Here is a 14740-nt window from a genome sequence, read left to right on the forward strand (position 1 = left end):
TATGCAGTGTCCACACAGATTGCTTGGTTAAAATGTAAAAGAACAGCGAAAGCGCTAATGAATGACTCCGGTTATTGATTAACGCTTTTTGCGTTATGCTCTTTAACAATCTGGAAAGCTGACTAGTAAATTCAATTTTTACAATTGAATTAAAATGTTTCATCGAGAGATGAAACGAGTTCTCAAGCAAACACATTCAAGTGTCTTGTGTAGAGTCCGGCGAAAAACCAATGTCTCCCTGCTCTTTCATGTAGAGAAGGAGAGACACAAACCTTGGTTGTTGACCATACGCTTTTGTCTTCACTTTTTTGAAAAGTGAAAATAAAAAACTCCTTGGGGTTGTATGGTTAAGTGACTAAGCGTACACGGTGGATGCCTTGGCAGTCAGAGGCGATGAAGGACGTATTAACTTGCGATAAGCCCAGTTTAGGCAGTAAAAGCCACCTGAGACTGGGATTTCCGAATGGGGAAACCCACTGGCATAAGCCAGTATCGCTACGTGAATACATAGCGTAGCGAGGCGAACCGGGGGAACTGAAACATCTAAGTACCCCGAGGAACAGAAATCAACCGAGATTCCGGCAGTAGCGGCGAGCGAAACCGGATTAGCCCTTAAGCTAGTTGAGCGTTAGGCGAATGTGCTGGAAAGCACAGCAGTAAAGGGTGATAGCCCCGTAGCCGACAGCGCGCTCTTAGTGAAATCGAGTAGGACGGGACACGTGATATCCTGTCTGAACATGGGGGGACCATCCTCCAAGGCTAAATACTCCTGACTGACCGATAGTGAACCAGTACCGTGAGGGAAAGGCGAAAAGAACCCCTGTGAGGGGAGTGAAATAGAACCTGAAACCGTGTACGTACAAGCAGTAGGAGCACCTTCGTGGTGTGACTGCGTACCTTTTGTATAATGGGTCAGCGACTTAATTTTAGTAGCAAGGTTAACCGTATAGGGGAGCCGTAGGGAAACCGAGTCTTAACTGGGCGTACAGTTGCTAGGATTAGACCCGAAACCAGGTGATCTAGCCATGGGCAGGTTGAAGGTGAGGTAACACTTACTGGAGGACCGAACCGACTAATGTTGAAAAATTAGCGGATGACTTGTGGCTAGGGGTGAAAGGCCAATCAAACCTGGAGATAGCTGGTTCTCCCCGAAAGCTATTTAGGTAGCGCCTCGGACGAATACTACTGGGGGTAGAGCACTGTTAAGGCTAGGGGGTCATCCCGACTTACCAACCCTTTGCAAACTCCGAATACCAGTAAGTACTATCCGGGAGACACACGGCGGGTGCTAACGTCCGTCGTGGAGAGGGAAACAACCCAGACCGCCAGCTAAGGTCCCAAAGTTATAGCTAAGTGGGAAACGATGTGGGAAGGCTCAGACAGCCAGGATGTTGGCTTAGAAGCAGCCATCATTTAAAGAAAGCGTAATAGCTCACTGGTCGAGTCGGCCTGCGCGGAAGATTTAACGGGGCTAAGCTATACACCGAAGCTGCGGCAATGCAGTTTACTGCATTGGGTAGGGGAGCGTTCTGTAAGCCGTTGAAGGTGAATCGTAAGGTTTGCTGGAGGTATCAGAAGTGCGAATGCTGACATGAGTAACGATAAAGGGAGTGAAAAACTCCCTCGCCGGAAGATCAAGGGTTCCTGTCCAACGTTAATCGGGGCAGGGTAAGTCGACCCCTAAGGCGAGGCCGAAAGGCGTAGTCGATGGGAAACAGGTTAATATTCCTGTACTGCTTATAACTGCGATGGGGGGACGGAGAAGGCTAGGTGGGCCAGGCGACGGTTGTCCTGGTTCAAGGGTGTAGGCTGATGGTTTAGGTAAATCCGGACCATCTTAAGGCTGAGACCCGATGTCGAGCCGCTACGGCGGTGAAGTCATTGATGCCATGCTTCCGGGAAAAGCCTCTAAGCGATAGGTTGTAAGCAATCGTACCCCAAACCGACACAGGTGATCAGGTAGAGAATACCAAGGCGCTTGAGAGAACTCGGGTGAAGGAACTAGGCAAAATGGTACCGTAACTTCGGGAGAAGGTACGCTCCTGGCGGTGAAGTCCCTTGCGGATGGAGCTACTGGGAGTCGCAGATACCAGGTGGCTGCAACTGTTTATTAAAAACACAGCACTGTGCAAAATCGAAAGATGACGTATACGGTGTGACGCCTGCCCGGTGCCGGAAGGTTAATTGATGGGGTTAGACTTCGGTCGAAGCTCTTGATCGAAGCCCCGGTAAACGGCGGCCGTAACTATAACGGTCCTAAGGTAGCGAAATTCCTTGTCGGGTAAGTTCCGACCTGCACGAATGGCGTAATGATGGCCACGCTGTCTCCACCCGAGACTCAGTGAAATTGAAATCGCAGTGAAGATGCTGTGTACCCGCGGCTAGACGGAAAGACCCCGTGAACCTTTACTACAGCTTGGCACTGAACATTGACCCTACATGTGTAGGATAGGTGGGAGGCTTTGAAACCATGTCGCTAGATATGGTGGAGCCGTCCTTGAAATACCACCCTTGTAGTGTTGATGTTCTAACGTCGCCCCCTTATCGGGGGTGCGGACAGTGCCTGGTGGGTAGTTTGACTGGGGCGGTCTCCTCCCAAAGAGTAACGGAGGAGCACGAAGGTGGGCTAATCACGGTCGGACATCGTGAGGTTAGTGCAATGGCATAAGCCCGCTTGACTGCGAGAATGACAATTCGAGCAGGTGCGAAAGCAGGTCATAGTGATCCGGTGGTTCTGAATGGAAGGGCCATCGCTCAACGGATAAAAGGTACTCCGGGGATAACAGGCTGATACCGCCCAAGAGTTCATATCGACGGCGGTGTTTGGCACCTCGATGTCGGCTCATCACATCCTGGGGCTGAAGTCGGTCCCAAGGGTATGGCTGTTCGCCATTTAAAGTGGTACGCGAGCTGGGTTTAGAACGTCGTGAGACAGTTCGGTCCCTATCTGCCGTGGGCGTTGGATGATTGAAGGGGGCTGCTCCTAGTACGAGAGGACCGGAGTGGACGAACCTCTGGTGTTCGGGTTGTCACGCCAGTGGCATTGCCCGGTAGCTAAGTTCGGAATCGATAAGCGCTGAAAGCATCTAAGCGCGAAGCGAGCCCTGAGATGAGTCATCCCTGATACTATAAGTATCCTAAAGGGTTGTTGGAGACTACGACGTAGATAGGCAGGGTGTGTAAGTGCTGCGAGGCATTGAGCTAACCTGTACTAATTGCCCGTGAGGCTTAACCATACAACACCCAAGGGGTTTTTCACTGAAATCGTTCCCGGAATGCCGGACCAAGACGATTATCAGTATTGCCTACATCCATGTAGGTATGGACTCCACGAAGCACTTGAATGGTGCTGAGAACAGCTAGTTAACTTTCCCAGATTGCTATTTATCGCCTTTGGGCGGTAGATAAAACAGAATTTGCTTGGCGACCATAGCATTATGGACCCACCTGATCCCATGCCGAACTCAGTAGTGAAACGTAATAGCGCCGATGGTAGTGTGGGGTCTCCCCATGTGAGAGTAGGACATCGCCAGGCTTTAACATAGGTTTTCATCTTTTTAAAAAAAGATGAAAGCAAAAACAAATAAAGCAGCGACCATCAGACTTTATTTGTTGCTCAGAATTGAGTGGAGCGGTAGTTCAGTTGGTTAGAATACCGGCCTGTCACGCCGGGGGTCGCGGGTTCGAGTCCCGTCCGCTCCGCCACTTATTAAGAAGCCCAGTCGAAAGACTGGGCTTTTTTACGTCTAAAGGTTTTGTTCGCCCTGCGGTCGAATAGACCAGTTGAGTACCTGCTTACTATTTTCCTATGGATGGTGTGGAAAAAGCTCAAGTAAGGCGGAAAGCAAAGGTTCCTGCTCTCGGCTACGTTTACAACAGAGTCCTAACTGCATTGGGGCGATACTTTCTTGATGATGGCGTCGTACTTTGTCTCCCACCGGGCTGTTGCTAATCACCACATCGGGGGCAATACCGATCCCACAACCTAATGCCACCATACTGACAATCGCTTCATGCCCTCCGACCTGGGCGTAAATACTCGGTTTTACTTTCTTCGCTTTAAGCCATTTGTCGGCTCGCTCCCTCGCTGTACCTGATTCAGGCAAAATAAAAGGAAGCTGACTCCATTCAGGTGTGTCAGTAAGGTATCGCTGTAATCCCGGAGGGGGAATTAGAGGGCTAATGACAGACATGGTTACCTTATCAAGCTCAAGGTAAGTTAACTTACCTGAGAGTCCTTCTGGCTTGGTCGCAATGGCGATATCTGCCTCGTCCTGCAATACTTTATCAACTGCCTGGGCGGGATCACCGGTGATGAGCTGAATTTCGATTTGCGGATAGAGCTGACGAAACTCATTGAGAATGGCGGGAAGGTGACTATAGCTTGCTGTTACTGAGCAGAAAAGCTTGAGCTTTCCTTGCAGTTGCTGTTTTTGATCATTGAGCTGGGTCTTGAGTTCTAGCCAACTTGAGACGATTTGTGCTGCGACAGGCAATAGCTTTTTCCCCGCAGAAGTTAACTCTACACTGCGGTTGTCACGAATAAATAATATTTGCCCGGTATCGTCTTCCAGGCGCTGAATTATGCGGCTAAGCGCCGATGGGCTGATATGCATCGCCTGTGCAGTTTGGCTAAAGCTTTTGGAATCACATAGATGCAGGAATAGTTGCAGGTTCTTGATGTTCATCGTCCATGTTGCACTTTTTGCAATGAGTTATTGTGAATATATCACTTTGCGCAACAAAGTACCTGTTCTACTATCAGGTTATTCGACAGGAAGATGTCGACCCAAGGATAAGAATTCACGGAGTTTGTAGTTATGGCTAATTATTTCAATACCCTAAACCTACGCCAGCAGTTAGATCAGCTAGGCCGTTGTCGTTTTATGGATCGTGCTGAGTTCGCAACAGAAGCCGATTACCTAAAAGGCAAGAAAGTGGTTATCGTTGGTTGTGGTGCACAGGGCCTGAACCAAGGTTTGAATATGCGTGATTCAGGTCTTGATGTTGCTTATGCGCTACGTCAGGCTGCGATTGATGAGCAGCGTCAGTCGTACAAGAACGCTAAGGAAAATGGTTTTGAAGTCGATAGCTACGAAAAACTGATTCCACAAGCTGATCTTGTGGTTAACCTAACACCAGACAAGCAGCACTCCAATGTAGTTGAAACTGTGATGCCGTTAATGAAGCAAGATGCCGCTCTGGGTTATTCACATGGCTTTAATATCGTTGAAGAGGGTATGCAGGTTCGTGATGATCTGACTGTTGTGATGGTAGCCCCTAAGTGCCCGGGTACTGAAGTGCGTGAAGAGTACAAGCGTGGTTTTGGTGTTCCGACTCTTATTGCTGTTCACCCAGAAAATGACCCTAAAGGCGAAGGCCTGGATATTGCTAAAGCTTGGGCAGCTGCAACAGGTGGCCATCGTGCCGGTGTACTTGAATCTTCATTTGTGGCTGAAGTGAAGTCAGATCTAATGGGTGAGCAGACTATCCTGTGTGGCATGCTACAGGCTGGTTCTATTGTTTGTTACGAGAAAATGGTTGCTGAAGGTATCGAACCAGCCTATGCAGGCAAGCTACTGCAGTTTGGCTGGGAAACAATCACTGAAGCACTGAAGTTCGGCGGCGTTACCCATATGATGGATCGTTTGTCTAACCCAGCCAAAGTGAAAGCGTTTGAGCTGTCTGAAGAGCTTAAAGATCTGATGCGCCCACTGTACAACAAGCATATGGATGACATCATTACTGGCCATTTCTCTAGCACTATGATGGCTGACTGGGCGAATGACGATGTGAACTTACTGGGTTGGCGTGCCGAAACTGCTGAAACTGCCTTTGAAAACTACCCTGACTCAGATCTTCAGATTGAAGAGCAGGAGTACTTTGATAACGGTATCCTAATGGTTGCGATGGTTCGCGCCGGTGTTGAGCTGGCATTTGAAGCGATGACAGCTTCTGGCATCATTGAAGAGTCTGCTTATTATGAGTCTCTGCATGAGCTGCCGCTTATCGCGAACACTATCGCCCGTAAGCGCTTGTATGAGATGAACGTTGTTATTTCCGATACAGCAGAATACGGTAACTACCTGTTTGCTAATGTAGCTACTCCGCTACTGCGTGAAAAGTTCATGCCATCAGTAGGCACTGACGTAATTGGTAAAGGTTTGGGTGAAACAAGCAACCAGGTTGATAACCAGAAGTTGATTGATGTTAATGAGGCTGTTCGCAGCCACCCTGTTGAATGGGTTGGCCAGGAGCTACGCGGCTACATGACAGACATGAAGCGCATCGCAGTAGGTGGTTAATACCTCTGAATTATAAAAAAGCCCGGCTCATGCCGGGCTTTTTGTTGCTTGTTCAGCGGCGGTTGCTGATCATGCTTCGTTATCTTTTGGGCTTTCAGCCAGCTTGCTTTCTAGCTCGCTCATTTTCTGTTCCAGCTCAGTAAGCTTCTGGCGGGTACGCAGTAGTACCTGGGTTTGTACGTCAAACTCTTCGCGGCTAACCACATCAAGTTTACCAAGCTGCGCCTGAATGACCTGACGAACTTTCTGTTCTACATCGTTACCTAGCTCTTTTACTGGCTGAGGCATAGACTCATGGATCTGCTTGGCGACCTGCTCAAGCTTTTTTGGATCAAACATAGCTGAGTTAACTCCGTAACGGCTTTTATCTGTTGCCGTTATTTTATTCAAATCTACGCGGGTTGTCGTCGGTGAATCGGAAATAAAAAAAGGCCGCACGAGGCGGCCTTGATATTTGCTAGGTTTACTTAGCAGTCACGAGCCTTCAAAGCGTTGCGTGCTTCGTCAGCCCGCTTCAGCTTTTCCAGATCTTTGTCCTCGACAAAGATTGGCAGTGGCTTGTGGATACTTGCCAGGTAAGTGTAGATCACGGGCAGTACGAACAGGGTAAAGAGCGTACCGATTGCCAAGCCCGATACAATAACAATACCGATACTAAAGCGCTGAGCGGCACCTGCTCCCGTTGCATAGAGCAGTGGGATCAGACCGGCGATCATCGCTGCCGTTGTCATCAGGATAGGACGCAGACGTACCTTCGCGGCTTCCATAACAGCAGCCATGCGATCTTTCTGGTGATGGAGCTGTTCTTCTTTAGCAACTTCACAAATCAAGATACCGTGTTTGGTGATCAAACCAATCAGGGTGATCAGGCCGACCTGCGAATAGATGTTCATCGAAGCGGCACCCCAGGACAGGGCGATCAGTGCACCACAGATAGCCAGTGGTACAGATACCAGGATAACCAGCGGGTCGCGCAATGATTCAAACTGAATAGCCAGAACCAGGAAGATGATGGCCAATGCCAGGGCAAAGGTCATGTACAGGGCATTACCTTCGGTAACGAACTGACGCGCCTCACCCATGAAGTCATACTGGTAACCTGACGGTAGTTCGCCAGCTGCATCATTCTGGAACCAGTTAATTGCTGTGCCCATAGCAGTGCCAGGTGCAGGAACCGCACCAATCGTTGCAGAGTTTAGCTGGTTGAAGTGAGGCAGTGCACGTGGCTCTGCGACCACATCAATGGTGATCAAACTGCCCAGTGGGATCGCTCTGCCATCGGCAGCCCGCACGTAGTAGCCCTTGATCGATTCTGGATTTAGGCGGTACTTACGTTCTACCTGAGGGATCACCTCGTAAGAGCGGCCGTTGAGGTCGATACGGTTAACATAACCGTCGGCCATCATAGTACTCAGGGTGATACCGATATCCTGCATGGTCACGCCATAAGCACCGGCTTTGTCTTTATCGATGTTGATCTTCATGGTTGCCGAGTCGTAGTTCAAATCAAGATCTGAATAGACGAACATCGGGTTGGATTTCACATCGGTCAAAATATCAGTCGCAACCTGGAACAGGCTTTCAAACTGGTTTGGCGTGGTGATAACAAACTGGATCGGCAAACCTGAACCAGCACCTGGAAGTTCTGGCATCTGGAATGCCGTGACGGCCATTTCAGGAACGTCCTGAACCAAACCTGTTACCCGCTTAACCACCTCGGCCTGGCTGGCTTCACGCTCACTCCATGGCACCATGGATGCAATACCAAATGCCTGGTTGGAGCTCGGTACCCCTGAGAATACCTGGGCATAAGCCACTTCAGGCTGCTCGGTCAGGATCTGGTTGACCTTGGCCATGGTGTTTTCAATGTAATCCAGGTTGGCATTAGATGGCGCTGTGCCCATCATCATCAATACGCCTTTATCTTCTGCAGGTGCCAGTTCACTTGGAATGAACTTAAACAGCATTGGCAGGGTACCGAATACGATGATAGCAAAGACGATAACTACCGGGCGCATCTTCATGATACCGCCGAGCATTTTCTCGTAGCGGTTGGTCATGCGATCCAGGAAGTTATGGACCGATGATTCAAACTTGCTTGGCTTTTCGTTGGCCTTCAGCATTTTTGAACACATCATTGGCGACAGGGTTAATGCCACGATACCAGATACAAATACGGCTCCGGCCAGAGTCAGGGCAAACTCCTTGAACAGCGAGCCGGTGATCCCGCCCATCATTGCAATCGGCGCATATACCGCACCGAGGGTCAGGGTCATAGCGATAACCGGAACTGCAATTTCACGGGTACCAATGATTGCAGCACGGAATGGCGATTCGCCTAGCTTGAGGTGGCGGTCGACATTTTCCAATACCACGATCGCATCGTCGACGACCAGGCCGATAGCCAGAACCATTGCCAACAGTGTCATCAGGTTCCAGGAGAAACCAAAACCCTGCATGACCATGGCAACACCAATCAGCGATAGCGGAATGGTAACAATCGGAATGATAACCGCACGGAACGAGCCCAGGAACAAGGTGATCACCACCAATACAATCAGGGCCGCTTCAGCGATAGTCTTGATAACCTCGTTGATAGACTCGTTGATCGCAATGGTTGAGTCATACATCACGTTCATTTTGATGTTTTCTGGCATGTTACGTTTTAGCTCAGGTAACAGCTCGAGCACATCGGCAGCGATGTTGATTGGGTTGGCGCTAGGTGCGGCGTTGATGGCAGCAACAACGGCTTCTTCACCGTTTGCCGACGCGCGGTAGACATCATGGCTCTTTTCAAGGGTGACTTTGGCAATATCACCCAGGCGGATCACCTGGCCTTCCTTGGTCGAAACAACCAGCTTCTCCAGATCATCAGTGTTAGATACCTGGGTGTCGGCCGTACCGTTGTACAGCACAAACTCACCAACCGCCTGACCCGTTGCTGACTGGTAGTTGTTGGCATTCAAGACGTTCATCACATCGGTTGCAGTCAGGTTATATGCCGCCATTTTGGCCGGATCCAACCAGACTCGCAGGGCATATTTCATCCCGCCGTAAAGATCGACTTTAGAGACACCGTTAACCGTGAAGAACTGCGGGTTGATCACGCGCTCAAGGTAGTCGGTGATCTGGCTAGATGCCAGCTCGTCACTGGTAAAGCCGATATACATTACCGCTGTTGTTGAACCGGTCGACATCGTTACCGTCGGGTCTTCAGACTCTTTTGGCAGCTGAGAACGCACCGAGTTGGTTTTGGCCAGAATATCAGCCAGCGCCGCATTCGGGTCGGTATTGAGCTTCATGGTCACCGTAATGGTGGATGAACCCAGTACCGATGACGAGGTCATGAAATCAATATTATCAGCCTGGGCAATGGCCTGTTCCAGTGGCTGGGTGATAAACCCCTGGATCAGATCGGCACTTGCCCCGTAATAGCTGGTTGACACCGTTACCACGGTGTTGGTCATGTCGGGGTATTCTCGCACCTGCATCTTGAAGATAGCTTGCAGGCCGAGCAAGGCAATCAGAAAGCTGATTGATACCGCCAGGACAGGACGTTTAATAAAAACATCAGTAAAACGCATTAATCCTCCGGATTACAGCATTGGTGTTTCTGTTGGCACCTTGAGTGCACTGCTTTCAACAATGCGCACTTTAGCGTCATTACTCAGACGAACCTGGCCTGATGTGACAACTGTGTCACCGGCATTTACACCTTCCAGGATATGTACGGCTTCGCCTTTGCGCTCACCGGTTTTAACCACCGACTGGCGAACACGCAGATCACCCTTGTCGTCTTTGCTGACTATATAGACGTTATCACCGTATAGCGTGAAGGTGATGGCTGTCTGTGGCAGAGCGATTTGGTTTTCCATTGTCGGCAGAATGATGTGTGCACGGGCAAACATACCGCTACGAAGCTGTCCTTCGTTATTTGGAATATCTGCCTGAACTTGAACTAAGCCACTTTGGTAGTTCACGGCAGGCTCGATAGCACTGATCTTGCCGCTGAACGGTGTTTCAGGGTAAGCGTCAACAAAGATTTCAACGTCCTGGCCAAGGTGGATGTCTGAGATGTCGGTTTGCGGAACTGTGAAGCGCAACTTCATCAGAGTGGTATCTTCAAGGCGAACAATGTCATCGCTTGGCTGGATGTATTGGCCAAGGAACACATTACGCAGGCCGACAACGCCATCAAATGGTGCTTTGATAGTGCGGCGGTCAATGGTTGCTTTTAGGCTTTCAATGTCTGCTGACAGCGAGAAGTAAGATGCCTCTGCATCATCATAGGCTTCTTTGGAAATAGAGCCTTTTTTGTATAGTCCCTGGTAGCGGACATACTTGGCTTTGGCTGCCGGAAGGCGTACCTCGGCACTTTTCAGGTTGGCGATTTCTACATCAGAATCAAGTTTCACCAGTGGCTGGTCTTTTTTCACCGCGGCCCCTGATTCAAAATCAATCTTGGCGATCACCCCAGATACTTCTGTCGTAATCGTGACCCCCTGATTTGGCTCGATGAAGCCAATAGCTTCAATAGCCGGGATCCAGTTACTCGGCTGAGTATCTAGCACCGTTACAGGGAACTCAGGTTCAGGCATGTTAGCCATGTATTCTGCTATTCCTTTTTGTTTCATCAGATTGAAACCAATCACGCTGCCGAACAGCAGTAGCGCAAGGAATAGCATCACTATCCATTTTTTCATTTTATGGTGTGCTCCGGAATTGCTAATGTTAATGCTGTGTAATGGCATCCCAACAGGCTTCGATCGCGGCCTCTAGGGCAGCGTCGTTGACGTTGAAGACACCGTTAACATGTTTACGAGCCAAGCAAGCGCTTGGCTCAAGGCTTAAAACACTTAAAATTTCATTATCGAGTTGTTTGAACAGGCCGTTGGCTTTCCCTTCATCAAACAGCTGGTTGACCTTGGCAAAGAGTGTTTGTTCCAGCTGGTATTGCTCATGACCGTTACGGCGAGGCAAGTTTTCGAACTGGCCGCGGTTGATCAGCGGTGCATCTTCTTGATTTGCCATCTCCCAGATATTGAGCCACATAGTACGAAAGCGTTCTTTCAGCGGCATGTCATCAGACACGTTCTGAGTAATTTTGTTCGCCACATGGCTTAAAATATGGTCGTGAAGCTGATGAAGGAGATCATCCTTGTCTTCAAAGTAGCGATAAATGGTCCCCGCTGCGACGCCAGCCTCCTTGGCAACCATCTGCATGGAAATACCGTGAAAGCCATACATCGCCAGCAACTTTTCTGTTGCTTGCAAGATGCGTTTTTTTTTATCACTCATAGGGGTCACAAATGTAAAATAAGATGATGAATGAATGTTCATTCATTATTTTAAAGAGCAAAGTTATTTGTGCAAGCATTTTCTTAAGAGAGGAGGGTTGCGACGATGAATATTCGAGGGTGAATAGACAAGCGACAATAACTCGCTACAATGCGCCTTGCTGACCTCTAGATGATCAAAGACGACACAGGATACGCTGATGAAACTGAACCCAAGGCAAACTGAAGCTGTAAATTATGTAGCAGGGCCATGTTTAGTACTGGCTGGTGCTGGCTCGGGAAAAACCCGGGTGATCACCAACAAGATCGCGTATCTGGTTCAGCACTGTGACTATAAAGCCCGTAATATTGCGGCACTGACGTTTACCAACAAGGCGGCTCGGGAAATGAAAGAGCGTGTTGGGCAAACGTTAGGGCGTCAGGAGGCCAAAGGGTTGATGGTGTCGACCTTCCATACCCTGGGCCTGAACATTGTCCGCCGGGAGTATAAGGTGTTGGGCCTGAAGGCCAGCTTTTCCCTGTTTGATGATCAAGATCAGATGGCGCTGCTCAAAGAGCTGACTGAGGCTGAAATTGACGGCGACAAAGATTTGCTTAAACAGCTGCAGTCGACAATTTCCAACTGGAAGAATGACATGTTGTCGCCGGGCGAGGCGGTGGCGTACGCCAAGACAGAAAGGGATCAGCTGTTTGCCCACTGCTATGATATGTACCAGAAGCAGATGAAGGCCTACAACGCGCTGGATTTTGATGACTTGATCCTGATGCCGGTATTGTTACTGCGAGATAACCAGGAGGTCCGCCAGCGCTGGCAGAACCGAATTCGTTACTTGCTGGTGGATGAGTACCAAGATACCAACACCAGCCAGTACCTGTTTGTGAAGTTGCTAGTGGGCGAGCGCTCGCGCTTTACTGTGGTTGGTGATGATGATCAGTCAATATACTCCTGGCGTGGCGCCCAGCCTGAAAACCTTGGCCTGCTGAATAAAGATTTTCCGTCATTGAGGGTGATTAAGCTGGAGCAGAACTATCGTTCAACCAGCCGTATTTTGCGTACTGCCAATATTTTGATTGCCAATAATCCCCACTTATTTGAGAAGGCCCTGTTTTCAGAGATCCCCGATGGGGAAATGCTTAAGGTGATCACAGCCAAAAACGAAGAGCATGAGGCCGAGAAAGTGGTGGGGGAGCTGATTGCTCACCGCTTCCTCAATAATACCGGCTATAAAGACTATGCGATTTTGTATCGTGGTAACCATCAGTCACGGTTGTTTGAAAAAGCCCTGATGCAAAACCGGATCCCCTACAAAATCTCAGGTGGGACGTCCTTCTTCTCACGGGCAGAAATCAAAGACATCATGGCGTATCTGCGTTTATTGACCAATCTGGATGACGACAATGCCTTTCTACGTATTGTGAACACCCCGCGCCGGGAAATTGGTCCGGTAACGCTGGAAAAGCTGGGCACCTATGCCAACATGCGAGGAAAAAGCCTGTTTGCTGCCAGTTTTGAGCTAGGGCTGGAACAGCACCTTAGCGGGCGTGGTTTGGAGTCGTTACAACGCTTTACCCGCTGGGTAGTGGAATTGTCCGATAACGCCGAACGTGGCGATACGGTAGCAGCGGTTCGTCAGTTGGTGCGCGACATTAACTATGAAGATTGGTTGTACGAAAGCTCGCCGAGCCCGAAGGCTGCCGAGATGCGAATGAAGAACGTGTCGGATCTCTACAGTTGGATCACCGCTGACTTGGAAGGGGATAACTATGATCAGGAAGAGAAGACCCTGAAAGAAGTTGTACAGCGGTTGACACTGCGTGACATGATGGAGCGTGGTGAAGACGATGATGATGCCGATCAAGTACAGCTGATGACGCTGCATGCTTCAAAAGGCCTCGAATTTCCTTATGTTTATCTAATTGGTACTGAGGAAGGCATTTTGCCGCACCAGACCAGTATTGATGAGGACAATGTTGAGGAAGAACGCCGTTTGGCTTATGTCGGTATTACCCGCGCCCAGAAAGAGCTGACCTTTACCCTATGCAAAGAGCGTCGTCAGTTCGGCGAGTTGCTGAAACCGGAGCCAAGCCGTTTTTTATATGAACTCCCTCAGGATGATTTGGAGTGGGAGGCAGACAAGAAGCCGGTGACCCAACAGGAGCGAATGCAGAAAGGGCAGGCGCATATTGCCAACATCCGATCACTGTTCAAAAAATAGGCGCCAGATGCTAGACACGTGTTCCTAGTTCCTGGGAAAAGCGGGAGAGAGCCGCTGTTAACCTGTACAAGTAAAATGGTTTAAAAAAGGGTTGATGCCAATGCATCAACCCTTTTTTTTACTTTTTACTCGTTTAAAGCCCTTCAATCATATGGTTGATAGCTGCAACGATTTCGTCATCGCTACAATCCATACATGACCCTTTCGCTGGCATGGCGTTGAAGCCATTAATTGCGTGATCAGCCAGAACATCGCTGCCCTGGGCGATACGAGGGGCCCAGTCGCCGGCATCGCCTTTCTTCGGTGCATCCATGATCCCTGAGCCGTGACAGGCAACACAGAAAGTGCCGTAGACGGTATCGCCGCTTCGCGGGCCAGCTGCAACCGCAGATGCGGCAGGGGCATCACCCTCTAAGTAGACTGAGCCTACAGGTTGAATACGTTCTGCAATAGCTTCGTCTGACATATCAGCGGCCATGGCAGAGCCGGCAAAGGTCATTGCTGCTACTGCGGCTACCATTAGTTGTCGAAGAGATAATTCCATTGAGCTCACCTTACACTTCCAGATTTTTATGTGCGATTGCCACAGTCGTATTGCATGAGTTGTTGTTAGTCGTACTGTTGAGACAAGGCAGTGATTATTTACAGATTGTTTAAAATGTAACAACCACGTGATTATATCTCCTAAATTTACTGCGATAAACCGGGTGGCTGTGTTTGTATGATACGAATCAACAGTTATTTGTTTATATTTAAAGCGAACGAGAAAAAAAACAAAAAAAAGACTAGACGAGGGACTGTGTGATCCGTAATATTCACCTCCGCCGATAGGGCAAGGCGCCCGTAGCTCAGCTGGATAGAGCGTTGGCCTCCGGAGCCAAAGGTCGAAGGTTCGAATCCTTTCGGGCGCGCCATTCCGGTT

General features: G+C 49.3%; 8 protein-coding genes, 2 tRNA genes and 2 rRNA genes. 6 read left to right on the plus strand and 6 right to left on the minus strand.

The features are described from left to right. Positions 1-345 precede the first annotated feature (345 nt). From AC51G0_RS00170 to AC51G0_RS00180, 3 genes are all read left to right on the plus strand, one after another. A 23S ribosomal RNA gene (locus AC51G0_RS00170) occupies positions 346-3236 on the plus strand. Positions 3237-3419: 183 nt separating this feature from the next. Continuing rightward, positions 3420-3535, plus strand: a 5S ribosomal RNA gene (gene rrf, locus AC51G0_RS00175). 93 nt (positions 3536-3628) lie between these two features. Beyond that, a tRNA-Asp gene (locus AC51G0_RS00180) sits at positions 3629-3705 on the plus strand. Positions 3706-3806: 101 nt separating this feature from the next. Here the strand turns inward: AC51G0_RS00180 and ilvY are convergent. Further along, a complete protein-coding gene (ilvY, locus tag AC51G0_RS00185; RefSeq protein WP_496300176.1) occupies positions 3807-4688 on the minus strand; it encodes an HTH-type transcriptional activator IlvY in 882 nt (293 codons plus the stop codon). 132 nt (positions 4689-4820) lie between these two features. Between ilvY and ilvC the strand changes: the two genes are divergently transcribed. Then, the gene (ilvC, locus tag AC51G0_RS00190) at positions 4821-6305 is read left to right on the plus strand and encodes a ketol-acid reductoisomerase (protein WP_496300177.1); all 1485 of its coding nucleotides are present in this window, start codon (positions 4821-4823) and stop codon (positions 6303-6305) included. A gap of 69 nt (positions 6306-6374) precedes the next feature. Here the strand turns inward: ilvC and ubiK are convergent, their stop codons facing one another. The 4 genes from ubiK to AC51G0_RS00210 form a co-directional block, all read right to left on the minus strand. After that, the gene (gene ubiK, locus AC51G0_RS00195) at positions 6375-6644 is read right to left on the minus strand and encodes a ubiquinone biosynthesis accessory factor UbiK (protein WP_496300178.1); all 270 of its coding nucleotides are present in this window, start codon (positions 6642-6644) and stop codon (positions 6375-6377) included. 128 nt (positions 6645-6772) lie between these two features. After that, positions 6773-9889 carry a multidrug efflux RND transporter permease subunit gene (locus tag AC51G0_RS00200; protein ID WP_496300179.1) on the minus strand — a complete coding sequence of 1039 codons (3117 nt, stop codon included), beginning with the start codon at positions 9887-9889 and terminating at the stop codon, positions 6773-6775. 12 nt (positions 9890-9901) lie between these two features. After that, positions 9902-11008 carry an efflux RND transporter periplasmic adaptor subunit gene (locus AC51G0_RS00205; RefSeq protein ID WP_496300180.1) on the minus strand — a complete coding sequence of 369 codons (1107 nt, stop codon included), beginning with the start codon at positions 11006-11008 and terminating at the stop codon, positions 9902-9904. Positions 11009-11036: 28 nt separating this feature from the next. Continuing rightward, positions 11037-11603, minus strand: a complete 567-nt coding sequence (locus AC51G0_RS00210; protein WP_496300181.1) for a TetR/AcrR family transcriptional regulator — start codon at positions 11601-11603, stop codon at positions 11037-11039. A 199-nt stretch (positions 11604-11802) separates the two neighbouring features. On the opposite strand from AC51G0_RS00210, the gene rep reads away from it, so the two are divergent. Then, the gene (gene rep, locus AC51G0_RS00215) at positions 11803-13818 is read left to right on the plus strand and encodes a DNA helicase Rep (RefSeq protein WP_496300182.1); all 2016 of its coding nucleotides are present in this window, start codon (positions 11803-11805) and stop codon (positions 13816-13818) included. 133 nt (positions 13819-13951) lie between these two features. Here rep and AC51G0_RS00220 read toward each other — a convergent pair whose 3' ends face one another. Beyond that, the gene (locus tag AC51G0_RS00220) at positions 13952-14362 is read right to left on the minus strand and encodes a c-type cytochrome (protein WP_496300183.1); all 411 of its coding nucleotides are present in this window, start codon (positions 14360-14362) and stop codon (positions 13952-13954) included. A 293-nt stretch (positions 14363-14655) separates the two neighbouring features. Between AC51G0_RS00220 and AC51G0_RS00225 the strand changes: the two genes are divergently transcribed. Further along, a tRNA-Arg gene (locus AC51G0_RS00225) sits at positions 14656-14732 on the plus strand. Positions 14733-14740 lie beyond the last annotated feature (8 nt).

This window comes from Photobacterium sp. HL06 (assembly GCF_059552575.1).